We start from the raw sequence: 22,954 nt of genomic DNA, 5'->3' as shown, positions 1-22,954 counted from the left end.
ATGACACAACCCCTTGCCCTCATCTTTCCCGGGCAGGGCTCCCAGCAGATCGGCATGCTGCGCGAGCTGGCGGAGCGTTACAGCGTGGTGCGCACGACCTTCGAGGAGGCCGCCGATGCGCTGGGCTATGATCTCTGGCAGGTGGTCCAGGAAGGGCCTGCCGAGTCGCTCAACGCCACCGCCTGCACGCAGCCGGCGCTGCTGACCGCCAGCGTCGCCATCTGGCGCGTCTGGCAGGAGCTCGAAGGGCCGCGCCCGGGCGCCATGGCCGGCCACAGCCTGGGCGAGTACAGCGCCATGGTGTGCGCCGGTGCGCTGTCGTTCGCCGATGGCGTGCGGCTGGTCAAGCTGCGCGGCGAGGCGATGCAGGATGCCGTGCCCATGGGGCAGGGCGCCATGGCCGCGATCCTCGGCCTGGACGACGCCGCCGTCGAGCAGGCCTGTGAGCGGGCCGCCGAAGGCGAAGTGGTCTCCGCGGTGAACTACAATGCTCCGGGGCAGGTGGTCATTGCCGGTGCCAAGGGCGCCGTCGAGCGCGCCATCGCGGCCTGTCAGGAGGCCGGTGCCAAGCGTGCGATGCCGCTGCCGGTGTCGGTGCCCTCGCACTGTGATCTGATGCGTCCGGCCGCCGAGCGTCTGGCCGCGGCGATGGATGACATCACGCTGCGCGCGCCGCGCTACACCGTGGTGCAGAACGTCGATGCCCAGGCCCACGCCGACGTCGATACCCTGCGCACGCGCCTGATCGAGCAGCTCTACCAGCCGGTGCGCTGGACCTCCTGCGTCGAGAACATGGTGGGCCGTGGTGCCGAAGTGTTCATCGAATGCGGGCCAGGCAAGGTGCTCACCGGTCTGAACAAGCGAATCGCCCGGGGCAGCCGCGGGCTGGCGGTCAACGATCCCGACAGCCTCTCGGCGGCCCTCGAGCTGGCCCGCGAAGCGGCGGATCAGTCAACGTCGGCCAACGGCTGACCCCTCTCCTGGACGAGAACGGAAGAGACCATGTCAAGCGAGTCTAGAGTCGCCCTGATCACCGGGGCCAGCCGCGGCATCGGCCGCGCCATCGCCCACGAGCTCGGTCGTCAGGGCCGCATCGTGATCGGTACCGCCACCAGCGATGCCGGTGCCGAGCGCATCGACGCCGACCTCAAGGCCCATGGCATCGAGGGCGCCGGGCGCCGCCTCGACGTCACCGATCAGGCCAGCGTCGACGGCCTGGTTCGGGCCATCAACGAAGAGTTCGGGGCGCCGACCATCCTGGTCAACAACGCCGGCATCACCCGCGACAACCTGCTCATGCGCATGAAGGAAGATGAGTGGGATGCGGTGATCGACGCCAACCTCAAGTCCGTGTATCGCGTCAGCAAGGCCTGCCTGCGTGGCATGACCAAGGCGCGTTTCGGTCGCATCGTCTCGGTCAGTTCGGTGGTGGCCACCATGGGCAACCTCGGCCAAACGAACTACGCTGCGGCAAAGGCCGGCATGGAAGGCTTCACCCGGGCGCTGGCTCGTGAGGTGGCTTCCCGCGCCATCACCGTCAACGCGGTGGCGCCGGGCTTCATCGCCACCGACATGACCGAGGCCCTGCCCGAGGCGCAGAAGGACGCGCTGCTCGGCCAGATCCCCCTGACGCGCCTCGGTCAGCCCGAGGAAATTGCCGCGGCGGTGGGATTCCTGACCAGCGAGCCGGCCGGCTACATCACCGGTGAGACACTACACGTCAACGGCGGCATGAACATGCGCTGAAGCCGCGTCATGCGGCGGTTGCGTTGTCCTTGAGCGGTCTATAAACTACCCCGCAGCTTATTGGCTTGCGGATCTGAAACGGCTGGTTAGCAGTCGCTTAACGTGAACGACTGGAGTACTTCATAATGAGCACCATCGAAGAGCGCGTGAAGAAGGTTGTGGCCGAGCGCCTGAACGTCAAGGAAGAGGACATCCAGAACTCTTCTTCTTTCACCGAGGACCTCGGCGCGGATTCCCTGGATACCGTCGAGCTGGTGATGGCGCTCGAAGAGGAATTCGACACCGAGATTCCCGACGAGGAAGCCGAGAAGATCACCACCGTTCAGGAAGCCGTCGACTACGTCAACGCCCACCAGTAAGGGTGCTGTCGGACACCGCTTGCTGAGGTGTGCCTGGGGCCACGCGCCCTGGTGAGAGAGCCGTCCTGCCATGCAGGACGGCTCTCGTGCTATCTGGGGGGTGCGCGCGACCACAGCGGCCGCGGACTCGGGTATAATGCGCGCCAAGACGGTCCCGCGGGGCCGTGACACTATCTGGATCTGGAGGAGAGCGGATGGCTCGTAGAAGGGTTGTGGTGACGGGGCTTGGCCTGGTCACGCCAGTCGGCAATACCGTGGACGAGAGCTGGGGCAACATCCTGGCCGGGAAGAGCGGTATCGCCCCCATCGAGCACTTCGATGCCAGCGGCTTCAACACGCGGTTCGGCGGGTCGGTCAAGGACTTCGACATCAGCCCGTACCTGAACCCCAAGGACGCCCGCAAGATGGATCTGTTCATCCAGTACGGCGTGGCCGCGGGTGGACAGGCGATCAGCGACGCCGGCATCGAGTGCACCGAGGAAAACGCCCACCGCATCGGCGTGGCGATCGGTTCCGGCATCGGTGGTCTGCCGATGATCGAGCATAACCACAATGCCCTGCAGAAGGGCGGCGCACGCCGCATCTCGCCGTTCTTCGTGCCGGGCTCGATCATCAACATGATCTCCGGCAACCTGGCGATCCAGCACGGCTTCCGCGGTCCCAACATCGCCATCACCACCGCCTGCACCACCGGCACCCACAACATCGGCTACAGCGCCCGCACCATCGCCTACGGCGACGCCGATGTCATGGTCTGTGGCGGCGCCGAGATGGCCACCACGCCGCTGGGTCTGGGTGGCTTCTCCGCCGCCCGCGCGCTGTCGACCCGCAACGACGATCCGGCCGCGGCCAGCCGCCCCTGGGATCGCGATCGCGACGGCTTCGTGCTCTCCGATGGCGCCGGCGTGATGGTGCTCGAGGAGTACGAGCACGCCAAGGCCCGTGGCGCGACCATCTACGCCGAGCTGACCGGCTTCGGCATGAGCGACGACGCCCACCACATGACCGCGCCGCCGGAAGACGGCAGCGGGGCGGCCCTGTCGATGGCGAATGCCATCCGCGACGCCAAGATCGATCCGGCCGAGGTGGACTACATCAACGCCCACGGCACCTCCACCGCGGCCGGCGATCTGGCCGAGAGCCGCGCCGTCGAGCGCGTGCTGGGCGAGGCCTCGAAGGACGTGGCGGTCAGCTCCACCAAGTCGATGATCGGCCACCTGCTGGGCGCCGCCGGCGCCGTCGAGGCGGTGTTCTCGGTGCTGGCGATCCGCGATCAGGTCGCGCCGCCCACCATCAACCTCGACAACCCCCAGGAAGGCTGCGAGCTGGACTACGTGCCCCATACCGCCCGGGAGATGAAGATCGACGTCAGCCTGTCGAACTCCTTCGGCTTCGGCGGCACCAACGGCACGCTGCTGTTTTCCAAGGTGTGAGGATGACGGGCGGCGTCGATGTCGCCCGGCTGCCGCCGGGGGAGGGCGTGCCCTTCGACGACCGTGGCCTGGCCTACGGCGACGGCCTGTTCGAGACCGTGCTGGTGCGCGACGGCGAGCCGCGGCTGTGGGCCGAGCACCTGGCTCGGCTGGCCCGCGGTGCCGAGATCCTCGGCATTCCGATGCCGGATCGGGCCACGCTCGACGCCTTGCCGGCCCGGGCCGGCAAGGGGTTCTCGGTGCTCAAGCTGATGCTGACCCGCGGCTCCGGCGGGCGCGGCTATCTCGCGCCCGCCGAGCCCGAGCCGCGGCTGCGCTGGCAGGCCGTGCCCTTCGCGCCGCTCGAGGCCCGCTGGCGCGACGGTGTGCGGGTTCGCCACTGCCGGCTGCGGCTGGGCATCCAGCCGGCGCTGGCCGGCCTCAAGCATCTCAATCGGCTGGAGAACGTCCTGGCCCGGGCCGAATGGTCCGATCCCGAGATCGCCGAGGGCCTGCTCGCCGATGCCGAGGGGCGGCTGGTCGAGGCGACCTGCATGAACCTCTTCTGGTGGCAGGACGGCGACTGGTACACGCCCAGGCTCGATCGCTGCGGCGTGGCCGGCACCCTGCGGGCATCGCTGCTCGACGACGGCGTGATCCGCAAGGCGGACACCTCGCCCGAGGCGCTGGCGACGGCCGAGGCGGTGTGCCTGGCCAACTCCGTGCAGGGCCTGTGGCCGGTGACCCGGCTCGATGACGCCGACGGCCGCCGCCTGGCGCGCTGGGACATCGGCGATCGCCATCGCGCCCTGCGGGCCGAGGCCCACGCGCGGCTCGGCTATCCCCACGACTGAACGAGGACTTCCCATGAGGCGAGTGGCCAAGCTGCTGTTGATCCTGGCCGCCCTGGTGCTGGGCGCGGGGTATCGCTACTGGCAGAGCCGGCTCGAGGCGCCGCTGGCCCTCGAGGCGCCGACGCTCTACGAGGTGCCGGCCGGCGCCGGTTTCCATCGCGTGATCCGTGAGCTCGACGAGCGCGGCATCCTGGCCGACGGCTGGGCCTATCGCCTGCTGAGCCGGCTCGACCCCGAGGCGCTGCCCGACCTGCGCCCCGGCGAGTACCGTCTGACGCCTGACATGAGCGGTCGCGAGCTGCTCGGCCTGTTCGATCGTCACGAGGTGGTCACCTATCCGCTGACCGTCCCCGAGGGCTGGACCTTCGCCCAGATGCGCGCCGCGCTGAACGCCGCGCCGAAACTCGAGCATCGCACCGCCGAGTGGCCTGATGCCGAGATCATGGCCGAGCTCGGCCGCGAGGGCGAGCTGCCGGAGGGCCGCTTCTTCCCCGACACCTATCGCTACCGCAAGGGCATCAGCGATCTGGAGATCCTGCGCCAGTCGATGGCGCGCATGGACGAGCTGCTCGCCCAGGCCTGGGACGCGCGTGACGACGACCTGCCCATCGATACGCCCTATCAGGCGCTGATCCTGGCCTCGTTGGTGGAGCGCGAGACCGGGGCGCCCGAGGAGCGCGACCGCATCGCCGGCGTCTTCGTGCGGCGCCTGGAGCAGGGCATGCGCCTGCAGACCGACCCCACCGTGATCTACGGCATGGGCGACGACTATGACGGCAACATCACCCGCGCCGACCTGCGCGAGGCCACGCCCTACAACACCTACGTGATCGACGGCCTGCCGCCGACGCCCATTGCCCTGCCGGGACGGGCGGCACTGCAGGCGGCGGTGCAGCCCGCCGAGGGCGAGGCGCTCTATTTCGTGGCCCGGGGCGACGGCACCCACCACTTCTCGCGCTCGCTGCGCGAGCACAACAATGCCGTCAATCGCTACATTCGCAACCGCTGACCATCGGAGAGGCCATGCAACGCCGAGGACGCTTCATCACCCTGGAAGGCGGCGAAGGGGTGGGCAAGTCCACCAACCTGGCCTGGGTCGCCGAGCATCTGGAGGCCCGCGGCCTTGAGGTGGTGCGCACCCGCGAGCCGGGCGGCACGCCGCGCGCCGAGGCGATCCGCGGCCTGCTGCTCGATCCCGCGTCCGACGAGCCGCTGGACGATGATGCCGAGCTGCTGCTGGTGTTCGCCGCCCGCGCCCAGCATCTGGCACGGGTGGTGCGGCCGGCCCTCGAGCGGGGCGCCTGGGTGGTCTGCGACCGCTTCACCGACGCCACCTTCGCCTATCAGGGAGGCGGGCGCGGCATTTCGGCCGAGCGCATCACCGAGCTGGAAGCCTTCGTCCAGCAGGGGCTGCAGCCGGACCTGACGCTGCTGCTCGACATGCCGATGGTCGCGGCCCAGCGCCGGCTCGAGGGACGCCTGGAGCGCAGCGGTGGCCAGCGTGATCGCTTCGAGCGCGAGCGGGCCGAGTTCTTCGAGGCCGTGCGCCAGGCCTATCTGGCCCGCGCCGCCGCGGCGCCCGAGCGCATTGCCGTGGTCGACGCCGACCGCGCCCTCGCGGACGTGCAGGCCGAGCTCGGCCGCCGGCTGGATGCGCATCTGGAGGCGTCATGAGCGAGCCCGTCCGGCCGCTGCCCTGGCTCGAGCCCCGCTGGCAGGAGCTGATCGCGCTGGCCGAGGCCGGCCGCCTGCCCCATGCGCTGCTGTTCTCCGGCCCCCACGGCGTCGGCAAGCCGTCGCTGGCCGAGGCGCTGATCGCCCGCACCCTGTGTCAGGCGCCGGGCGAGGTCGCCTGCGGCCGCTGCCACGCCTGCCAGATGCTGGCGTCGGGCTATCACCCGGACCTGATGCGGGTGTCGCCGGACGAGGGCAAGCGCCAGATCCGCATCGATGCCATCCGCGAGATCAACGGCTTCGTCTCCCAGACCGCCCAGCAGGGCGGCTACCGGGTGATCGTCATCTCGCCGGCCGAGGCGATGAACGTGGCCGCCTCCAACGCCCTGCTCAAAAGCCTGGAGGAGCCCGGCGGTCGGACCCTGTTCCTGCTGCTCTCGGACATTCCCTCGCACCTGCTGCCGACCATCCGCTCGCGCTGCCAGCACTGGAGCCTGACGGCGCCGGACGAGGCCGAGTGCCTCGACTGGCTGGCCGAGCGGCTCGGCGGCCGCGAGGATGCCCGTTTCTGGTATCAGGCCGCCGGCGGACTGCCGCTGCGGGCCCTGGAGCTCGCCGAGCCCGACGCCCGGGCGCTGCGCCAGCAGCTCCACGAGACCTTCGACGCCCTGGTGCGCGGTGCCGAGCCGGTGGCCGAGGCCGCGCGGCTGGACCGCCAGTCGCTCGATGCCATCCTGTGGTACGGTATCGCCTGGCTCGAGGATCTGATCCGGCTGGGCCTGTCCGGGGAGAGCGCGACGCTGCGCAACCCCGACCTGCTGCCGCTCTATCGCCAGGCGGTGAAGAACGGCCGGGTCCGCGACTGGTTCCGCCTGCTGGACTATGCTCGCGAACAGCGGCGCCTGCTCGGCGCGGGAGGCAATCCCAACCCGCAGCTGGTGCTGGAAGCCTGGCTGGTGCGCTGGTCCGCGCTGTTGCGCTCCTGAAGACACTGCCCGAGGAGGCTAGCCGATGTCCGCCCAGAAAGCCCTCTCTCTGACGATCCGGGATATCCCCACGCTGCTCTCGGCCTACATGCCGTCGCTGGAGCGCGGCGGCATCTTCGTGCCGACCCGCGAGCGCTACGAACTCGGCCAGGAGGTCTTCGTGCTGCTGACCCTGCCCGAGGAGAGCGAACGCCTGCCGGTCACCGGCCGCGTGGTGTGGGTCTCGCCCGAGGGCGTTTCCGGGCGCCGCGTGCCGGGCATCGGCGTTCACTTTGGCGTCGAGGACCAGGGCGTGCGTGATCATATCGAGACCCTGCTGGCGGGCCAGCTGGACAAGGACGCGCCGACCTACACGCTCTGACCCGCGTCGAGCTCCCGAACTTATCCTACTTTCCGTGTGAACCTGCCGATGTTTGTCGATTCCCACTGCCATCTCGATCGCCTCGATCCCCGCACCCACGACGGCGACGTCGCCGCCGCCCTGGACGCCGCCCGCGCCCGCAACGTGCGCCAGTTCCTGGCCATCGCGGTCACCCTGGAGGAAGTGCCGGGCATCGCCGCCATCGCCCGCGAACACGACGACGTGGTGATCTCCGCCGGCGTGCATCCGCTGCATGAGGTGCCGGAAGAACCGAGCGTCGAGGCCATCAAGGAGTGCGCGGAGCGCCATGAGGCGGTGGCGATCGGCGAGACCGGCCTCGACTATCACTATGATGGCGTCTCCCGCGAGGTGCAGCACGAGCGCTTTCGGCGCCACCTGATCGCCGCCACCGAGCTCGAGCTGCCGGTGATCATCCACACCCGCGCCGCGCGCGAGGACACCCTGGCGCTGATCCGCGAACACGTCGATCCGCGGGTCGGCGGCGTGCTGCACTGCTTCACTGAGGACCTGGACATGGCCCGCGAGGCGGTGGCCCACGGTTTCATGGTCTCGCTGTCGGGCATCGTCACCTTCCGCAACGCCGAATCGGTGCGCGAGCTGGCCCGCAAGGTGCCGCTTGATCGCCTGCTGATCGAGACCGACAGCCCCTATCTGGCGCCGGTGCCGCATCGCGGCAAGCCCAACGAGCCGGCCTGGGTGGTCGAGGTCGCCGAGTGCATCGCCGAGGAGCGCGGCATCAGCGTCGAGGAAGTGGCCATGCAGACCACCGCCAACTTCTACCGGCTGTTCAGGGCGGCCGTGCCCGAGGCGTCGGCGGAAGTCCGCGAGGCGCTTTCGAGCGCCGGCCTGGTGGTCTGATCCGGCGCGCAAAGGAGGCGTCATGAACCTGGACACCTGGCTGGCCGGCATTCCGCCCGAGGGCGAGATCCCGCCGCTGGAGCGCTGGCATCCCGACTGCCGGGGCGACATGGACCTGACCATCGTCGCCGACGGCCGCTGGATCCACGAGGGGGCCGCCATCGCGCGTCCTGCGCTGGTGCGGCTGCTGGCGAGCGTGCTGCGCCGCGAGGACGACGGCGAGTATTACCTGGTAGCGCCGGGCGAGAAATGGCGCATCCGCGTCGAGGATCGCCCGCTGCTGGTCGTCGATGCCGAGCGCGATGCCGCCGGCGACTGGTGCCTCGTCACCAATGCCGGCGATCGCGTGAGGCTCGACGAGGCGCACCGGCTGACGGTCAGCGACACGCCCCGCGGCGAGGCCGTGCCGGAGGTGCCGGTACGCTTCGGGCTGGCCGCGCGCCTCGGGCGCAACGTCTTCTATCGCCTCGCCGAGGCTGCCGAGTGCCGCGGCGACGAGCTGGGCCTCGAGAGCGGCGGCGCCTGGCATTCGCTGGGCCGCTTGGATGACGAGGCATCATGAGGCTGACGCCGGAACAGCACGCCGTGGTCAGCCATCCCGATGGCCATGCCCGCGTCGCCGCCGTGGCCGGGGCGGGCAAGACCACCACCCTGGTGGCGCGGGTTCTGCACCTGCTCGAGCGCGGCATGGCGCCCGGACGCATCCTGGTGCTGATGTTCAATCGCTCGGCGCGGGAGGACTTCCAGGCCCGGCTGGCCGCGGCGGCGCCCGCCGGCCAGGCGCTGCCCGACGTGCGCACCTTCCACTCGCTGGGTCATCGCCTGACCCAGAGCCTGACGCGCTGGGGCGTGCTGGAGAATCGCCGTCTGCTGACCGCCGACTGGCAGCTCGAGCGGCTGCTGCGCCAGGCCACCCAGCAGGCGCTGGAGGCCTTCCCCGAGGCCGGCGAGCGCGCGCTGGAAGCCGAGAAGCTCGAGGCCCTGGCCCACTTCAGCGGCCTGGTGAAGGCCGAGATGGCCGAGCCCGCCGAACTCTACGCCCGCCTCGACTTCGGCGAGGACACCGAGCACTTCGTCGCCGCCTTCGAACACGCCGAGACCTTGCTCGCCGATCAGGGCCTGATGACCTACGCCGACCTGCTGTATCGGCCGGTCCGCGCGCTGGAGGCGGATCCCGCGCTGCGCGCCCGGGTCCAGGGCTTCCTCGACCAGGTGATCATCGACGAGTACCAGGACATCAACCCCACCCAGCAGCGCCTGCTGGCGGTGCTGGCCGGGCGCGAGGCGGCGGTGATGGCGGTGGGCGATGCCAACCAGTGCATCTACGAATGGCGCGGTGCCCACCCCGACACCATGCTCGAGGACTTCACCGCCATCTTCGGCGAGGCCCGTGACTACCCGCTCTCCACCACCTTCCGCCACGGCCACGCCCTGGCGCTGGCGGCCAATCACGCCATCGAGGCCAATCGGCGTCGTCCGGACCAGCTGTGCCTGGCCGCGCCGGACAATCCCGACACCCGGCTGGCGGTGGGGCAGGGGAGCCAGGCGCTGCTCGACGAGCTGGCCGGCTGGCAGCGCGACGGCCGCCGTCTCGACGAGGCCTGCCTGCTGGTGCGCAGCTGGGCGCTGTCGGTGCCGCTGCAGCTGGCGCTGCTGCGCGAGGGCGTGCCCTTCCGGCTGTCCCGGGAGGACCGCTTCGTGTTCCGCCTGCCGCTGGTCGAGGCGCTGGCCGGCTACCTGGCGCTGGCGCTCGACGGTCAGCTGTTGCGCGACCCCGGCCATCTGCTGTTGCTGCTCTCCCAGCCCACGCCCTTCGTGCCCCGCGAACGGCTCTCGGCGCTGGCCGCCCGGCTGGCCGAGACCCAGCGCTGGCCGGAGCGCCAGGACCCGCTGCTGGCCTCGCTCAAGCCGCACCAGCGGCGGACCCTCAAGCGTCGCTGGGCGCTGCTCTGCGAGCTGCCGAAACGCGGCGGCTGGTCGCCGGCCAAGCTGCTCGAGCACGTGGTCGAGGAGGTCGAGGCCGAGAAGGTGCTAAAGCGCGCCGCGGCGCGCCGCGACAAGGGCGAGGAGGACGTGCGCCTGCTCGACGTGCTGGTGGAGCAGGCGAAGGAGGCCTCCGATCTCGCGGCCTTCATCGAGCTGCTGCGCCGCCCGGTGGAGAACCGCGACGACGGCGTGCTGATTACCACCGTGCATGGTGCTAAGGGGCTGGAGTGGCCGCTGGTGATGCTCGGCGGCGTCAACGAGGAAGACTTCCCGCACTACACCCGCGACAACCCGCTGAGTCCGCCGCGCCTCGAAGAGGAGCGGCGGCTGTTCTACGTGGCGATCACCCGGGCCTGCGAGCGGCTGGTGATGCTTCACGACGGCGGCGATCACCGGCCCAGTCGCTTCCTCGGTGAGACCGCCTGGCAGGACGGCCAGCGGGTGGCCGAGCGGCTGGTCGCCGAGGACTCTGAAGAACCGCTGGCGCCGCTGCGGGTCTCCCGTCCGGCGCTGGTGCAGCGCTACCTCGAGCGCTTGGGCCGGCCGCTGCCCGTCGAGGCCGCCGCGGCGCAGACGGGGCAGGTCGCCGAGGGAGCGGCCGACTATCGGGTCGGCCAGCGCCTCAACCATGCCGTCTTCGGCGAGGGCGAGATCAGCGTGGTGGAAGGCGACCCGGCAAACCCGGTGATCGAGGTGCGATTCCGTCAGGCCGGCCGTAGGCGACTGATCGCCCGGCGGGCCCCCATCGAATGGCTGGAAGGAGAGGGCGCATGAAGGTGTTGATCGAAGCCGGCGAGCTGGCCGAGGCGCTCGCGGGCGATATGCCGCCGCTGGTGCTGGACTGCCGGGCGCGGCTCGGCGATCCCGAGGCCGGCGAGCGGCTGTGGGGCGAGGGCCATGTGCCGGGCAGCCAGCATCTGGACATGGATCGCGACCTGGCTACCTCGCCGGGCGAGAACGGCGCGGGCGGGCGTCATCCGCTGCCGAGCCGCGAGGCCTTCACGGCGACGCTGCGTCGCCTCGCCGTCACCCCCGAGCGGCTGGTGGTGGTCTACGACGACGTGGGCGGCCAGCTGGCCGCGGCCCGGGCCTGGTGGATGATCGCCTGTTGGGCGGGACATCCCGACGTGCGGCTGCTGAACGGCGGTCTCGGGGCCTGGCAGGCCGCCGGCGGCGAGCTGGCGCAGGGGCGTGAGCCGGCGCCCGCGCCGAGCGACTGGGCGCCCGGCTATCGCGACGATGTGATGGTACAGGCCGACGAGGTGTTCTCCGGCCGGGCGCTGAAGCTCGATGCGCGCCCCGCCGAGCGCTTCCGCGGCGAGGCCGAGTCCGTCGATGCCCTGGCCGGGTACATCCCCGGCGCACGCTCCCGGCCGAGCGCCGAGAACCTCGACGCCAGCGGCCGCTTCAAGTCGCCCGAGACGCTCGACGCCGAGCTGCCGGATGCGGATCCGGTGATCGCCTACTGCGGCTCCGGCGTCACCGCCTGCCACGACATCCTCGCCTACGCCATCGCCGGCCGCCCGCTGCCGCGGCTCTACGTCGGCTCCTGGAGCGACTGGATCACCGACGCCGACCGGCCCATCGCCACCGGCGACTGAGCTTGGGCAGCGTCCAGAGAGATAAGAGGGAAGAGCGGCGCTTCGCGCCTGGAAGCCTGAAGACAAACGCCCCGCAGGCTGTGTGCCTGCGGGGCGTTTTTAGCTAAGCGGTCAGGCGGCATCGACAAGCAATGCGAGCGATTTCACCAGGGCGCCGCCGTGCAGCGCGCCGGGTAGCGCGAATCGACAGGGATGTCGATTCAGGGGCGGCCAGAGGGACCTTGTTCCGCCCCGAGCGCGTCACCCGGCTCGCGGAGCGCCGGGGTTTCGTCCTGGTGCAAGCGAGTCGTTGCTTGCCGATGACATGGCCCCGTCTGAGCCGGGTTTTCCTCACATGTTGGGGTAGTTCGGCCCGCCGCCGCCCTCCGGCGCGACCCAGGTGATGTTCTGGGCCGGGTCCTTGATGTCGCAGGTCTTGCAGTGCACGCAGTTCTGGAAGTTGATCTGGAACGCGGGCTTGCCGTCGTCGTCCTCGACCACCTCGTAGACCCCGGCCGGGCAGTAGCGCTGCGCGGGCTCGGCGTAGGTCGGCAGGTTGTCGCGGATCGGCAGCTCCGGGTCCTCGAGGCGCAGGTGGCAGGGCTGATCTTCCTCGTGGTTGGTGTTCGATAGGAACACCGAGGAGGCCTTGTCGAACGAGATCACGCCGTCGGGCCTGGGATAGTCGATCTTCTCGCACTCGGCCGCCGGCTTGAGCGTCGCGTGGTCCGGCGTGGTGTCGTGGACCGTCGGCAACTTGCCGCCGGTGAGCTGGTCGAGGAAGTTGTAGGCGCCGCCGCCCACGGTGCCGTACTTGTGGATCGCCGGGCCGAAGCTGCGGCTTTCGTCGAGCTCCCGGTACGCCCAGCTGGCCTGCCACTTGGCCTCGAAGGCGGTGAGATCGGCACCGCCTTCATCGTTCTCTCCCCCGGCCGCGATCGCCTCGAAGACGCTCTCGGCGGCGACCATGCCGGACTTCATGGCGGTGTGCAGCCCCTTGATCTTGGCGAAGTTCAGGGTGCCGGCATCGCAGCCGATCAAGAGCCCGCCGGGGAAGGTCATCTTCGGCAGGCAGTTGAGACCGCCCTTGGCGATGGCTCGGGCGCCGTAGGCGACCCGCGAGCCGCCTTCCAGGTACTGCTTGAGCACCGGGTGGTGCTTCATGCGCTGGAACTCGTCGAAGGGCGACAGGTACGGGTTCTGGTAGGACAGGTCGAGGATCAGGCCGACCACCACCTGCTGGTTCTCGGCGTGATAGAGGAACCAGCCGCCGTGGGTCGACGTGTCCAGCGGCCAGCCGGAGCCGTGCAGCACCAGGCCCGGCTCGTGCTTGTCGGCGGGCACGTCCCACAGCTCCTTGAGGCCGATGCCGTAGTGCTGCGGATCCTTACCGGCATCGAGCTCGAAGCGCTCGATCAGCCCCTTGCCCAGGTGGCCGCGGGCGCCCTCGGCGAACAGGGTGTACTTGGCGCGCAGCTCCATGCCCGGCATGTGGCCGTCCTTGGGCTGGCCGTCGGCGCCCACGCCCATGTCGCCCACCAGGATGCCCTTGACCACGCCGTCCTCGACGAGGGGCTCCTGGGCGGCGAAGCCCGGAAACACCTCGACGCCGAGCTCCTCGGCCTGTTCCGCCAGCCAGCGGCAGAGGTTGCCGGCGCTGATCACGTAGCGTGTCTGGTCGCCGCCGGAGTGCCGGCCACCGGTGTTATGCATGGTCTTCGGCACCAGGGCATTGGGCAGCTTCTGGGCCTTCTCGGCGTCCTTGAGCAGATAGAGCTCGTCGCGAATCGCCGGCGTGGTCAGCGGCGCGCCGCGTTCCTGCCAGTCGGGGAACAGCTCCTGCAGGGCGCGGGGTTCGAAGACGGCGCCGGAGAGGATGTGAGCGCCGACCTCGGACCCTTTCTCGACCAGGCACACCGACAGCTCCTGCTCGGCCTCGTTGGCCTGCTGCATCAGGCGGCAGGCCGCGGCCAGGCCGGAGGGGCCGGCGCCGACGATGACCACGTCGAACTCCATGGCGTCGCGCTCGATCTGTTCTGTCATTGGATCCTTCTCCTCCCATCTCGACGACGTCCTGGCCGAGGCGTTCTCGGCATCGTCAGGGTATTAAAACGGTCGTTTGCTTCCGGGGTTGCCCCATGGGTCGCATGATAGCGGGATTGGCCCCCCCTTACGATGGCCAAACCCCGGAAAGCCTCACTCCCGGCATGCCGGGGATTGTTGGAGTGGTCCGGGTTGTGGCACATTTAGGGGGTTTTTCGGCAAGGCGCCTATCAAACGCTCGTCTGAAACGCATAAAAGCATATCGGCCAGTTCTATGGGGTCGGTGTCGCGTGACGTCAGCGAGTCGCCGAGCTCCGTTTCCCAGGTTCCGAGACAGAACCCAGCGAGGACATTATGAAGGTACTCGTCGCGGTCAAACGCGTCATCGACTATAACGTCAAGATCCGGGTCAAGCCGGACAACAGTGATGTCGACCTCACCAACGTCAAGATGGCCATGAATCCCTTCTGCGAGATCGCCGTGGAAGAGGCGGTGCGGCTCAAGGAAGCCGGCGTGGCCACCGAAGTGGTCGCCGTCACCGTGGGGCCGAAGGCCGCCCAGGAACAGCTGCGCACCGCGCTGGCGCTGGGCGCCGATCGCGCCGTGCACGTGCAGACCGAAGCGCCCGTCGAGTCGCTGGCCGCGGCCAAGCTGCTGGCCAAGGTCGTCGAGGAGGAGCAGCCGCAGCTGACCATCCTCGGCAAGCAAGCCATCGACAGCGACAACAACCAGGTGGGGCAGATGCTCGCCGCACTGACCGGTCGTCCCCAGGGCACCTTCGCCTCCGAGATCGCGGTCGAAGGCGAGATGCTCAAGGTCACCCGCGAGATCGATGGCGGCCTGCAGACCGTGGCCCTGCAGCTGCCGGCCATCGTCACCACCGACCTGCGCCTCAACGAGCCGCGCTACGCCAAGCTGCCCGACATCATGAAGGCCAAGAAGAAGCCGCTGGACACCAAAACGCCCGAGGAACTCGGCGTCGCGGTGGCCTCCGGCCTCAAGCTGGTCTCCGTCGAGCCGCCGGCCGAGCGCCAGGGCGGCGTCAAGGTGGGCTCCGTGGATGAGCTGGTCGACAAGCTGAAGAACGAAGCGAAGGTGATCTCATGAGTATCCTGGTCCTTGCCGAACATCACGACGGTCAGCTGGCCGAGACCACGGCACACGTGGTCGCCGCGGCCCAGGCCATCGGCGGTGACATCGACGTGCTGGTCGCCGGCGAGAACGTGGGCGCCATCGCCGAGGCCGCCGCCAGGCTCGACGGCGTGAGCCGGGTGCGCGTCGCCGATGCGCCCGTCTACGCCCATCAGCTGGCCGAGCCGCTGAGCGAGCTGCTGGTGGCGCTGTCCGGCGACTATGGCCATGTGCTGGCCGCCGCCACCACCAACGGCAAGAACGTGCTGCCGCGTCTCGCCGCGCTCAAGGACGTCAGCCAGATCTCCGAGATCATCGAGGTGGTCGGCGCCGACACCTTCAAGCGCCCGATCTACGCCGGCAACGCCATCGCTACCGTGCAGAGCGAGGACGCGCTGAAGGTGATCACCGTGCGCTCCACCGCCTTCGATGCCGTCGGCGCCTCTTCACAAGATCAGGGCAGCGCGAGCGTCGAGGCCGTCGAGAGCGGCGTCGACAATGCCCTGTCGTCGTTCATCGACGAGCAGCTCGAGCAGAGCGACCGCCCCGAGCTCGGCGGCGCCAAGGTGGTGATCTCCGGCGGCCGCGGCATGGGCAGCGGCGAGAACTTCAAGCTGCTCGACGGCATCGCCGACAAGCTGGGCGCGGCCATCGGTGCCTCCCGCGCGGCGGTCGATGCCGGCTACGTGCCCAACGACATGCAGGTCGGCCAGACCGGCAAGATCGTGGCGCCGGAGCTCTACATCGCGGTGGGGATCAGCGGTGCCATCCAGCACCTGGCGGGCATGAAGGATTCCCGGGTGATCGTCGCCATCAACAAGGACGACGAGGCGCCGATCTTCCAGGTCGCGGACTATGGCCTGGTGGGCGACCTGTTCGAGATCCTGCCGGAGCTCGAGAGCAAGCTGTAAGGCGAAGATCGGGATCTTCCCGATCGCGCTCTCGATGACCCATGGTCTCGTCGGCGACCTGTTCGAGATCCTGCCGGAGCTCGAGAGCAAGCTGTAAGGCTCTCTGTTGTCAGCTAGACAACGGGCCGGCCTCTCCACGGAGAGGCCGGCCCGTTTGCGTTGGTGGCGTCGTCGATGCCGGGGCGCGTGTCGGAGAGGCGGCGAGGGCGCTCAGCGGCCCAGCCAGCCGACCAGTCGCCGGGTCGCGGCCTGCCAGTGGCTTTCCTGTGCCCGGGAGGGGCGTCTGCCGCTCAGCCAGGCGGCGGCCTCCTGCAGCGGCGTGATGATGGCGTCGATCTGGGTCTCGCAGCGCTCGCGATCCATGCCGCCGGGGCACTGGGCGAGCAGCAGGCTGGCATGGGCGAGGGCGGCGTCGAGCGACTGCCAGGCCGCCGGATGGCGGGCGGCCGCATCCCGGCAGCGCGTCAGTTCGCCGGTGAGCATCTCGATCAGCCGGGCATCCGGCCAGCAGGGGCTCGTGGCGGATGGCGCAGCCTTGCCCAGATCGTCGCGAAGCGCCCGGAAGGAGACCGAGAGGAAGATGCAGGTGTAGTGCAGCTGGGGATGCGCCGCCGACATGACATGCTCTCCTTGTTGGTATTAATTCTCATTCTTTTATCGAGAGCCATACCCTGTCAACCGGCGCCGGCCCTGGTCGGGAGAACGCTTCGGCGATGAGAGTCGCTCGCGGGCGCGCCATGGAGCGTCAAGCATTGATAATTATTCTTGTTCCGAGTAGGGTTTCGAGGATCTGTTGGACCTTTCGGAGACTAGCGTGTCCTACCACCATCCCCGGCTTCGCCTTGCCGTGGCAGGGCTCGCCCTGCTCGTGGCCGGCACCGCGGCCGCCCAGTCGACGGTGCGCGACGAGGCGCTCGATGCCCAGCGTACCCAGGCCGAGCTCCAGGCGCGCATCGACAACGCCGACGAGGCCGTGCGCGACAAGCTCCAGGTACTGCGCCAGGCGCGCGAGGAAACGCGGCGCCTGAGCGACTACAACGCCGAGCTGGCGCCGCTGGTCGAGCGTCAGGCCGAGACCCTGGCCCGCCGTGACGAGGCGCTTTCCACCCTGTCCGCGACCCGCGAGGCCCTGCCGGGCCTGATGCGCGACATGGTCGAGCGTCTGCGTGCCTGGGTGGAGCACGACATGCCCTTCCTGCAGGACGAGCGCCTGGCTCGGGTCGAGAGCCTCGAGCGTCTGCTGGCCGACCCCGAGACGAGCCGCGACGAGAAGCTGTCGCGGATGCTGGCCGCCTGGCGCGCCGAGCTCGACTATGGCCGGGAGATCGACGCCTGGCGCGGCGAGCTGGCCGGCGATTCCTCCCGCGAGGTGGACTACCTGCGCCTGGGCCGGGTCGGCTGGTACTACCTGACGCCCGACGGCCATCGCGGCGGCGTGTGGAAGGCCGAGCAGGGCGACTGGCAGCCGCTGGAGGGCGCGGCCCTGGCCGAGGTCCGCAAGGGGCTGGCCATCGCCCGCGAGCGACGCGCCCCCGCGCTGCTCGAACTGCCCGTTTCTCAACCCGTGTCTGCGTCAGAGACACCCGCCGGGGAGGACGCCTGATGCACCTGACGACGGCAATGCGCGCCGCGCTGGTGGGCCTGTGGCTGGCCGGCTCTCCCTTGCTGGCCCAGGCCCAGCAGGCGACCGCGCCGGACGACGAGGCCACGCTGTCCACCCTGCGCGCCGAGCGCGAGGCCGCCGAGGCCCGCGACAACGCTCGCCTGGCCGAGCTGGTCGATGACGAAGCGGCGCTGGATGAGGCGCTTGCCGAGGCGCAGGACGCCCTGGCCGATGCCCGCGAGCGGCGCGAATCCCTCGACGCCCGGGAGCAGTCCCAGCGCGAGGCGCTCGAGGAACTCGACGCCCGCCGCCAGGAACAGGGGGGCGATCTGCAGGGACTGTTCGATGAGGTGGCCGGCGTCAGCGGCGAGCTGCGGGACGATCTCGCCGCCAGCTGGCTGACCCTCGGCGGCCAGGCGGAGCTGCCGCCGCGCCTCGAGGCCGACGGTATCCTCGGCGCCGATCAGGTGGCCGGCCTCGCCGACAGCCTGATGGCGCTGACGCGCGAGACCGCCCGGGTGGCGGAGCTCGAGGCCCCGGTGGCCGGTGCCGATGGCGAGGTGTCCGAGCGCTCGGTGCTGCGGGTCGGCGATCTGCTGGCGGCGACCGACGACGGTCGGCTGCTCGAGCGTTCCGGTGAGGACGGGCGCCTGGCGGTGCTGCCGACGACGCCCGGGGCGATCGCCGACCCCCTGGCGGCCTTCCAGAGCGGCGAGGGCGATACCCTGGCCTTCGATCCGGCCGACGGTCAGGTCGTCGCGGCCATGGCGCAGACGCCGAGCCTGTGGGAGCGCTTCCAGCAGGGCGGCGCCGTGGGCTATGTGGTCGTGGCGCTGGGCGTCGTCGGCCTGCTGGTGGCGCTGGTGCAGTACCTCTATCTGACGCGGGTGACCGTGCGGCTGCGTCGTCAGCTCGGCGATCTCGATCGGCTGCGCGACGACAATCCGCTGGGGCGCGTGCTCGAGCGTTTCCATGCCCTCGGCCCGGGCCATGCGCCCGAGGCGCTGGAGGCCCGCCTCGACGAGGCGCTGCTCGCCGAGCAGCCGAAGCTCGAGCGCGGCCAGGGGCTGGTCAAGATGCTCGCCGCCGTGGCGCCGCTGATGGGGCTGCTCGGCACCGTCACCGGCATGATCGTGACCTTCCAGTCGATCACCGTGTTCGGCACCGGCGACCCGCAGCTGATGGCCGGCGGCATCAGTCAGGCGCTGGTGACCACGGTGCTGGGCCTGATCACCGCGGTGCCGCTGCTGTTCGCCCAGACGGCGCTCTCCAGCCGCAGCCGTTCGCTGATCGGCACCCTCGAAGGGCGCGCCAGTGCCGTGCTCGCCGACACCCTGGAGGCCGGCCGCGACGCCGCTTCCCCGAGCGTGACGCCGCGCCATGCCGATGCGCTGGCTTGATCCCCTGGCCTGGCTGGTCGAGGCCGGCGGCCCGGTGCTGGTGGTCATCATCGGCGTGGCGGTGCTGCTGTTCTCGCTGGGCCTGGAGCGCTGGTGGTTCTTCCGCTTCCACTATCGTCCGGCGCGCCACGCCCTGGTGGCGCGCTGGGTGGCCCGCGAGGATCACGCCAGCTGGAGTGCGCTGACCCTGCGCGAGATCTGGGCCCGCGAGCTGATCACCCGGCTGCGCGCGCCGCTGCCCTGGCTCAAGCTCTTGGTGGTGATCTGCCCGCTGTTCGGCCTGCTCGGCACGGTGACCGGCATGATCACCGTCTTCGACAGCCTGTCGGTGAGCGAGGTCAATCAGGCCCGGGCCATGGCCGACGGCGTGGCCCGCGCCACCCTGCCGACCCTGAGCGGCATGGCGGTCTCGGTGGTGGGGCTGTTGTTCATCGCTCGTCTCGAACACATCATCCGGCGCGAGGATCAGCGGCTGCACGACCGCCTGGCACGCGCCGCGGAGGACGCACATGCGTAGACGTCGACTGGCGGCGGCCGGTGAGGAGAGCAGCGAGGTCAACCTGACCCCGATGCTGGACGTGGTCTTTATCATGCTGATCTTCTTCATCGTGACCACCAGCTTCATCAAGGAGAGCGGGGTGGAGATCGAGCGGCCCGAGTCCAGCGCGGCGTCGCCGCGGCCGGACGTTCAGGTGCTGGTGGCGATCACCCCCGAGGGCGCGGTATGGGTCGACGGCGAGCCGGTGGACCTGCACCGGGTCGGCCCGCGCGTGGCCGGCCTGGTCAGCGACGACGGCTCGGTGATGATCCAGGCCGATCGCGATGCCACCACCGGCGTGCTGATCGAGGTCATGGATCGCCTGCGCGAGGCCGACGTCGACAACGTGGCGGTGGCCGCCCAGCGGAGCGGTGACTGATGCGGCTACCGGTGTCGTTGCTGGCCGGGGCGGCCCTGACCCTGGCGCTGTTCGCGCTGCTGGCCCTGCTGGTGGCGCCGCCCGAGGCCGAGCCCGAGCCGCAGCAGGAGATCATGATGACGCTGGCCGAGGCGCCGGCCGAGATGGCCCCCGAGCCGGCCACGGCGGCCAGCGCGGCGCCACCGCCGCCGCCCAGTGCCCCGACGCCGCCGCCACAGCCGGCACCGGCGCCCCAGGTCGACAGCGCCATTTCCCTGCCGGAGCCGGAGCTTCCGCCCATGGAAACGCCGGAGGCGCCGGTGGACGAGGCCCTGCCGGAGCTCACCGAGACGCCGCCCGAACCGACGCCAGAGCCCCGGCCCGAACCGCAACCCGAGCCGCAGCCCGAGCCCGAACCGCAGCCGGAACCCGCGCCGACGCCGGCACCGGACCCTGCTCCGAGCCAGGCCACGGCCAGCGCGTCGTCGGCCCCGGCCGCGAGTCAGGCGGCCTCCAATGAGCCGGTGGATGTCGGGTCCTCCGCCCAGGCCACGCGTCGCGTGCCGCCCGAGTATCCCTCGCGGGCCCGCCGTCGCGGTCTCGAGGGCCACGTGGTGGTGCAGTTCATCATTCGCCGCGACGGCAGCGTCGAACGCGACAGCATCCAGGTGGTGGAGGCCAGTCCGCGCCGCGTCTTCGACCGCGTCGCTCGCCGCGCCATCGCCGGCTGGCAGTTCGCCTCCGCCGACCAGCGCCGTCGGGCCCGCCAGCGCCTGGAGTTCCAGCTGAGATGACGATCATGACGCCGACTCGCCCGTTGTGCCTGCTCGCCTGGTTGCTGCTGGCCTCGCCCGCCCTGGCGGCGCCGACCCTGTCCGGGGCGCGCATCGACGATCTTCGGGGCCTCGAGCAGCGCCTGGGGCGGTCCGAGTCTTCCGCCGTGCGCGAACGCGCCCTGAGCCAGGCCGAACGCCTGGCCGGCGGCAATGCCTCGGATCGCTGGGCCCGCGCCCTCTACCTGCAGCTCGCCGCCAGCGCCGAGGCGCGCCTCGACGATCCGCGCGCTGCCGCCGGTCATCTGGCTGAGGCGCGCGGCATCCGCGGCGTCGAGCGCGCCCAGGCGGATCGCTGGCTGCGCCAGGAGGCGGGGCTGCGCCTGCGGGGCGATCAGCCCCAACGGGCGAGGGCGCTGCTGGGCGACTGGTTCCAGCGTCACGGCGGCACCCGCGAGGATCACTGGCTGATGGCCCAGCTGCTGGCCGCCGAGGCCGATTGGGACGCCGCGGCGCGCTGGGTGAATCGCGCCCTGAGTGGCGGCGGCGAGCCGAGCGAGGCGCGTGCGACGCTGGCCGCCACCGTGCTGCAGCGTGCCGGCGACGAGGGCGGCGCGCTGGCGCTGATCGAGCGGCGTCTCCAGGCCGCCGACGGTGATGCCGAGACCTGGCGCCGGGCGGCCAGCCTGGCCCAGCGCCTGGGCGATCCGGGCCGGGCCGCGGCGATCTGGGAGGCCGGCTGGCGCCGTGGCGTGCTGTCCGGCGCCGATGACCTGCGCCAGCGCATCCGTCTTCACCTGGTCGGCGGCACGCCGGCGCGGGCCGCCGAACTTCTGACCACCGCCCTCGAAGAGCAGGCGCTGCCGGACGATCTCGAGCATCGTCGCCTGCTGGCGCGCGCCTGGCAGGCCGCGCGCGATCACGACAGGTCCCTGGACGCCTGGCGCGACGTCGCCGAGCGCAGCGGGGCCGGCGACGACTGGCTGCGGCTGGGCGAGCTGGCCTACGGCTGGGGCGAGTGGGGCATCGCCGGCGAGGCGCTGGCGAAGGCGCGCGATCTGGGCGAGCCCGAGGCGGAAGAGTGGCTGTCGAGCCTGCCGGCGCAGGAAGGCGGTGAGGCAACAGGCGGGACCGAGGAGGGTGGTCCCGCCGATGCGGCCTGAGGCGTGATTACGCTTCGAATTCGGTCCACACGGGGGCGTGGTCGGACGGCTTCTCCATGCCGCGAAGCTCGTAGTCGATGCCGGCGTCGCGCACCCGGCCGGCCAGCGGCTCCGTCACCAGGATGTAGTCGATGCGCAGGCCGCGCTTCGGGTCGCGGTCGAAGCCCTTGGAGCGGTAGTCGAACCAGCTGAAGCGGTCGTCCACGTCCGGATGGCAGAGCCGGTAGCTGTCGGCCAGGCCCCAGGCCTTGATGCCCGCGAGCCACTCGCGCTCCACCGGCTGGAAGCTGGTCTTGCCCTCGCGCAGCCAGCGCTTGCGGTTGGGCTCGCCGATGCCGATGTCGATATCCTCGGGCGAGATGTTGAAGTCGCCCATGATCGCCAGGCGCTCGTCCGGGGCGTGATGCTCGCCGAGCAGGCGCGACAGCTGGGCGTAGAACTCGCGCTTGTGCGGGAACTTCACCGGATGGTCGACGCTCTCGCCCTGGGGGAAGTAGCCGTTCCACACCGTCAGCGGCTCGCCGCCGGCGATGCGTAGCCGCGCGCCGATCAGCCGGCGCTGGGCGTCCTCGCCGTCGTCCGGGAAGCCGCGGTGGATCGCCTCCGGGCCGTCCGGGCACTGCTCGTTGCAGATCATCAGCGCCACGCCGTAGTGGCCCTTCTGGCCGTGAAAGTGGACGCTGTAGCCCAGCGCCTCGACGGCCTCGATCGGGAACTCGCTGTCCTGGACCTTGGTCTCCTGCAGGCCGATCACCGCCGGGCGATGCGCGGTGACCAGGGCCTCCAGCTGATGCAGGCGGGCGCGAATGCCGTTGATGTTGAATGACACCAGGCGCATCGGTCAGTCGTCCTTCTGCTCGGGCTTGTCGGGATGGATATCGATCTTCTGGCCGCTTTCCTGGCGAGCCAGCTTGCGCTCCGCCTGCTGCTTGCGCTGCTGGCGCTTCTTCTCGGTGTAGCGCCGCGACGAGGTCACCTCGTCGGGATTCTCGTGGCGCCACTTCTTGTAGTCCTTGCGCCGACCGGTGCGGATGGTCACCTTGTCGGCGATGGAACGGGTCTTCTTCCTGCGTGTCATGACACGGCTCCTCTTTCAATGGGCGCCATTCTAGCAGCCGGAGGCTTCCCTTCGACAGCAGACGCGCCCTCGGCGCCTGAGACTGGTACAATGCGCGTTTGCGTCACGCATCTCTCATC

Annotated in this window: 25 protein-coding genes; 21 read left to right on the top strand and 4 right to left on the bottom strand. The window is 70.4% G+C overall.

The features are described 5' to 3' along the window. From fabD to ACGTNF_RS05650, 13 genes are all read left to right on the top strand, one after another. Nucleotides 1-972 (top strand): ACP S-malonyltransferase, encoded by a 972-nt coding sequence (gene fabD, locus ACGTNF_RS05710; protein WP_152479350.1) that lies wholly within the window; start codon nucleotides 1-3, stop codon nucleotides 970-972. A gap of 30 nt (nucleotides 973-1,002) precedes the next feature. Next, complete coding sequence (gene fabG, locus ACGTNF_RS05705; protein ID WP_016854354.1) at nucleotides 1,003-1,746, top strand: 3-oxoacyl-ACP reductase FabG; 744 nt, start codon at nucleotides 1,003-1,005, stop codon at nucleotides 1,744-1,746. 125 nt (nucleotides 1,747-1,871) lie between these two features. Then, nucleotides 1,872-2,105, top strand: a complete 234-nt coding sequence (acpP, locus tag ACGTNF_RS05700; RefSeq protein WP_016854353.1) for an acyl carrier protein — start codon at nucleotides 1,872-1,874, stop codon at nucleotides 2,103-2,105. A gap of 194 nt (nucleotides 2,106-2,299) precedes the next feature. Further along, complete coding sequence (fabF, locus tag ACGTNF_RS05695) at nucleotides 2,300-3,538, top strand: beta-ketoacyl-ACP synthase II (protein ID WP_026068348.1); 1,239 nt, start codon at nucleotides 2,300-2,302, stop codon at nucleotides 3,536-3,538. Between the two features lie 2 nt (nucleotides 3,539-3,540). Then, entirely contained in the window at nucleotides 3,541-4,371 is an 831-nt protein-coding gene (gene pabC / locus ACGTNF_RS05690; protein WP_394600873.1) for an aminodeoxychorismate lyase, read from the top strand. Between the two features lie 13 nt (nucleotides 4,372-4,384). Further along, the gene (gene mltG, locus ACGTNF_RS05685) at nucleotides 4,385-5,380 is read left to right on the top strand and encodes an endolytic transglycosylase MltG (RefSeq protein ID WP_394600872.1); all 996 of its coding nucleotides are present in this window, start codon (nucleotides 4,385-4,387) and stop codon (nucleotides 5,378-5,380) included. 14 nt (nucleotides 5,381-5,394) lie between these two features. After that, nucleotides 5,395-6,045, top strand: coding sequence for a dTMP kinase (tmk, locus tag ACGTNF_RS05680; RefSeq protein WP_394600871.1), 651 nt, complete (start codon nucleotides 5,395-5,397; stop codon nucleotides 6,043-6,045). Next, the gene (locus ACGTNF_RS05675; protein WP_394600870.1) at nucleotides 6,042-7,031 is read left to right on the top strand and encodes a DNA polymerase III subunit delta'; all 990 of its coding nucleotides are present in this window, start codon (nucleotides 6,042-6,044) and stop codon (nucleotides 7,029-7,031) included. Before tmk ends, ACGTNF_RS05675 begins: the two co-directional genes overlap by 4 nt. A gap of 25 nt (nucleotides 7,032-7,056) precedes the next feature. Continuing rightward, nucleotides 7,057-7,392, top strand: a complete 336-nt coding sequence (locus tag ACGTNF_RS05670; RefSeq protein ID WP_016854347.1) for a PilZ domain-containing protein — start codon at nucleotides 7,057-7,059, stop codon at nucleotides 7,390-7,392. A 48-nt stretch (nucleotides 7,393-7,440) separates the two neighbouring features. Further along, on the top strand, nucleotides 7,441-8,271 hold the full coding sequence (locus tag ACGTNF_RS05665; RefSeq protein ID WP_394600869.1) for a TatD family hydrolase: 831 nt from the start codon (nucleotides 7,441-7,443) through the stop codon (nucleotides 8,269-8,271). A 22-nt stretch (nucleotides 8,272-8,293) separates the two neighbouring features. Next, the gene (locus ACGTNF_RS05660; protein ID WP_394600868.1) at nucleotides 8,294-8,833 is read left to right on the top strand and encodes a DUF1285 domain-containing protein; all 540 of its coding nucleotides are present in this window, start codon (nucleotides 8,294-8,296) and stop codon (nucleotides 8,831-8,833) included. Further along, a complete protein-coding gene (locus ACGTNF_RS05655) occupies nucleotides 8,830-11,031 on the top strand; it encodes an ATP-dependent helicase (protein WP_394600867.1) in 2,202 nt (733 codons plus the stop codon). Before ACGTNF_RS05660 ends, ACGTNF_RS05655 begins: the two co-directional genes overlap by 4 nt. Next, the gene (locus ACGTNF_RS05650; RefSeq protein ID WP_394600865.1) at nucleotides 11,028-11,858 is read left to right on the top strand and encodes a sulfurtransferase; all 831 of its coding nucleotides are present in this window, start codon (nucleotides 11,028-11,030) and stop codon (nucleotides 11,856-11,858) included. Before ACGTNF_RS05655 ends, ACGTNF_RS05650 begins: the two co-directional genes overlap by 4 nt. 330 nt (nucleotides 11,859-12,188) lie before the next feature. Here the strand turns inward: ACGTNF_RS05650 and ACGTNF_RS05645 are convergent, their stop codons facing one another. Further along, the gene (locus ACGTNF_RS05645; RefSeq protein ID WP_394600863.1) at nucleotides 12,189-13,880 is read right to left on the bottom strand and encodes an electron transfer flavoprotein-ubiquinone oxidoreductase; all 1,692 of its coding nucleotides are present in this window, start codon (nucleotides 13,878-13,880) and stop codon (nucleotides 12,189-12,191) included. Between the two features lie 354 nt (nucleotides 13,881-14,234). Here ACGTNF_RS05645 and ACGTNF_RS05640 point away from each other — a divergent pair, with 354 nt between their 5' ends. Further along, nucleotides 14,235-14,987: an electron transfer flavoprotein subunit beta/FixA family protein gene (locus ACGTNF_RS05640; RefSeq protein ID WP_394600861.1), complete on the top strand. Its 753-nt coding sequence runs from the start codon at nucleotides 14,235-14,237 to the stop codon at nucleotides 14,985-14,987. Continuing rightward, the gene (locus tag ACGTNF_RS05635; RefSeq protein WP_394600859.1) at nucleotides 14,984-15,922 is read left to right on the top strand and encodes an electron transfer flavoprotein subunit alpha/FixB family protein; all 939 of its coding nucleotides are present in this window, start codon (nucleotides 14,984-14,986) and stop codon (nucleotides 15,920-15,922) included. The genes ACGTNF_RS05640 and ACGTNF_RS05635 overlap by 4 nt, the downstream gene beginning before the upstream one ends. A gap of 210 nt (nucleotides 15,923-16,132) precedes the next feature. Here ACGTNF_RS05635 and ACGTNF_RS05630 read toward each other — a convergent pair whose 3' ends face one another. Continuing rightward, complete coding sequence (locus ACGTNF_RS05630) at nucleotides 16,133-16,540, bottom strand: hypothetical protein (protein WP_394600857.1); 408 nt, start codon at nucleotides 16,538-16,540, stop codon at nucleotides 16,133-16,135. A gap of 196 nt (nucleotides 16,541-16,736) precedes the next feature. Between ACGTNF_RS05630 and ACGTNF_RS05625 the strand changes: the two genes are divergently transcribed. The 6 genes from ACGTNF_RS05625 to ACGTNF_RS05600 are packed head-to-tail and all read left to right on the top strand — an operon-like array spanning nucleotide 16,737 to nucleotide 21,757. Next, entirely contained in the window at nucleotides 16,737-17,525 is a 789-nt protein-coding gene (locus ACGTNF_RS05625; RefSeq protein WP_394600855.1) for a DUF3450 domain-containing protein, read from the top strand. Then, nucleotides 17,525-18,925, top strand: coding sequence for a MotA/TolQ/ExbB proton channel family protein (locus tag ACGTNF_RS05620; protein WP_394600853.1), 1,401 nt, complete (start codon nucleotides 17,525-17,527; stop codon nucleotides 18,923-18,925). The genes ACGTNF_RS05625 and ACGTNF_RS05620 overlap by 1 nt, the downstream gene beginning before the upstream one ends. Continuing rightward, nucleotides 18,906-19,442 carry a MotA/TolQ/ExbB proton channel family protein gene (locus ACGTNF_RS05615; protein ID WP_035599021.1) on the top strand — a complete coding sequence of 179 codons (537 nt, stop codon included), beginning with the start codon at nucleotides 18,906-18,908 and terminating at the stop codon, nucleotides 19,440-19,442. Before ACGTNF_RS05620 ends, ACGTNF_RS05615 begins: the two co-directional genes overlap by 20 nt. Then, nucleotides 19,435-19,842 carry an ExbD/TolR family protein gene (locus tag ACGTNF_RS05610; RefSeq protein WP_394600850.1) on the top strand — a complete coding sequence of 136 codons (408 nt, stop codon included), beginning with the start codon at nucleotides 19,435-19,437 and terminating at the stop codon, nucleotides 19,840-19,842. Before ACGTNF_RS05615 ends, ACGTNF_RS05610 begins: the two co-directional genes overlap by 8 nt. After that, complete coding sequence (locus ACGTNF_RS05605) at nucleotides 19,842-20,615, top strand: energy transducer TonB (RefSeq protein WP_394600848.1); 774 nt, start codon at nucleotides 19,842-19,844, stop codon at nucleotides 20,613-20,615. Before ACGTNF_RS05610 ends, ACGTNF_RS05605 begins: the two co-directional genes overlap by 1 nt. A gap of 5 nt (nucleotides 20,616-20,620) precedes the next feature. Next, nucleotides 20,621-21,757, top strand: coding sequence for a hypothetical protein (locus tag ACGTNF_RS05600; RefSeq protein ID WP_394600846.1), 1,137 nt, complete (start codon nucleotides 20,621-20,623; stop codon nucleotides 21,755-21,757). A gap of 7 nt (nucleotides 21,758-21,764) precedes the next feature. On the opposite strand, the gene xthA is transcribed toward ACGTNF_RS05600, so the two are convergent. Next, nucleotides 21,765-22,595 (bottom strand): exodeoxyribonuclease III, encoded by an 831-nt coding sequence (gene xthA, locus ACGTNF_RS05595; RefSeq protein ID WP_394600844.1) that lies wholly within the window; start codon nucleotides 22,593-22,595, stop codon nucleotides 21,765-21,767. Nucleotides 22,596-22,598: 3 nt separating this feature from the next. Beyond that, nucleotides 22,599-22,835, bottom strand: a complete 237-nt coding sequence (locus ACGTNF_RS05590) for a hypothetical protein (RefSeq protein ID WP_016854331.1) — start codon at nucleotides 22,833-22,835, stop codon at nucleotides 22,599-22,601. Between the last annotated feature and the right edge of the window lie 119 nt (nucleotides 22,836-22,954).

It is taken from the genome of Halomonas sp. B23F22_10 (assembly GCF_043496975.1).
In the GTDB taxonomy this organism is placed as follows: domain Bacteria; phylum Pseudomonadota; class Gammaproteobacteria; order Pseudomonadales; family Halomonadaceae; genus Halomonas; species Halomonas smyrnensis.
This window is presented reverse-complemented; position numbering and strand designations above follow the sequence as displayed.

Excerpts from the sequence above, each read along its gene's own strand:
- fabG (WP_016854354.1), top strand. The coding sequence starts at position 1,003 with ATGTCAAGCGAGTCTAGAGTCGCCCTGATCACCGGGGCCAGCCGCGGC.
- ACGTNF_RS05640 (WP_394600861.1), top strand. The coding sequence starts at position 14,235 with ATGAAGGTACTCGTCGCGGTCAAACGCGTCATCGACTATAACGTCAAG.
- ACGTNF_RS05635 (WP_394600859.1), top strand. The coding sequence starts at position 14,984 with ATGAGTATCCTGGTCCTTGCCGAACATCACGACGGTCAGCTGGCCGAG.
- ACGTNF_RS05670 (WP_016854347.1), top strand. The coding sequence starts at position 7,057 with ATGTCCGCCCAGAAAGCCCTCTCTCTGACGATCCGGGATATCCCCACG.
- ACGTNF_RS05650 (WP_394600865.1), top strand. The coding sequence starts at position 11,028 with ATGAAGGTGTTGATCGAAGCCGGCGAGCTGGCCGAGGCGCTCGCGGGC.
- ACGTNF_RS05660 (WP_394600868.1), top strand. The coding sequence starts at position 8,294 with ATGAACCTGGACACCTGGCTGGCCGGCATTCCGCCCGAGGGCGAGATC.
- ACGTNF_RS05675 (WP_394600870.1), top strand. The coding sequence starts at position 6,042 with ATGAGCGAGCCCGTCCGGCCGCTGCCCTGGCTCGAGCCCCGCTGGCAG.
- ACGTNF_RS05610 (WP_394600850.1), top strand. The coding sequence starts at position 19,435 with ATGCGTAGACGTCGACTGGCGGCGGCCGGTGAGGAGAGCAGCGAGGTC.
- ACGTNF_RS05620 (WP_394600853.1), top strand. The coding sequence starts at position 17,525 with ATGCACCTGACGACGGCAATGCGCGCCGCGCTGGTGGGCCTGTGGCTG.
- ACGTNF_RS05590 (WP_016854331.1), bottom strand. The coding sequence starts at position 22,835 with ATGACACGCAGGAAGAAGACCCGTTCCATCGCCGACAAGGTGACCATC.
- fabF (WP_026068348.1), top strand. The coding sequence starts at position 2,300 with ATGGCTCGTAGAAGGGTTGTGGTGACGGGGCTTGGCCTGGTCACGCCA.
- ACGTNF_RS05665 (WP_394600869.1), top strand. The coding sequence starts at position 7,441 with ATGTTTGTCGATTCCCACTGCCATCTCGATCGCCTCGATCCCCGCACC.
- pabC (WP_394600873.1), top strand. The coding sequence starts at position 3,541 with ATGACGGGCGGCGTCGATGTCGCCCGGCTGCCGCCGGGGGAGGGCGTG.
- ACGTNF_RS05630 (WP_394600857.1), bottom strand. The coding sequence starts at position 16,540 with ATGTCGGCGGCGCATCCCCAGCTGCACTACACCTGCATCTTCCTCTCG.
- fabD (WP_152479350.1), top strand. The coding sequence starts at position 1 with ATGACACAACCCCTTGCCCTCATCTTTCCCGGGCAGGGCTCCCAGCAG.
- mltG (WP_394600872.1), top strand. The coding sequence starts at position 4,385 with ATGAGGCGAGTGGCCAAGCTGCTGTTGATCCTGGCCGCCCTGGTGCTG.
- ACGTNF_RS05615 (WP_035599021.1), top strand. The coding sequence starts at position 18,906 with ATGCCGATGCGCTGGCTTGATCCCCTGGCCTGGCTGGTCGAGGCCGGC.
- ACGTNF_RS05655 (WP_394600867.1), top strand. The coding sequence starts at position 8,830 with ATGAGGCTGACGCCGGAACAGCACGCCGTGGTCAGCCATCCCGATGGC.
- ACGTNF_RS05645 (WP_394600863.1), bottom strand. The coding sequence starts at position 13,880 with ATGACAGAACAGATCGAGCGCGACGCCATGGAGTTCGACGTGGTCATC.
- ACGTNF_RS05605 (WP_394600848.1), top strand. The coding sequence starts at position 19,842 with ATGCGGCTACCGGTGTCGTTGCTGGCCGGGGCGGCCCTGACCCTGGCG.
- acpP (WP_016854353.1), top strand. The coding sequence starts at position 1,872 with ATGAGCACCATCGAAGAGCGCGTGAAGAAGGTTGTGGCCGAGCGCCTG.
- xthA (WP_394600844.1), bottom strand. The coding sequence starts at position 22,595 with ATGCGCCTGGTGTCATTCAACATCAACGGCATTCGCGCCCGCCTGCAT.
- ACGTNF_RS05600 (WP_394600846.1), top strand. The coding sequence starts at position 20,621 with ATGACGCCGACTCGCCCGTTGTGCCTGCTCGCCTGGTTGCTGCTGGCC.
- tmk (WP_394600871.1), top strand. The coding sequence starts at position 5,395 with ATGCAACGCCGAGGACGCTTCATCACCCTGGAAGGCGGCGAAGGGGTG.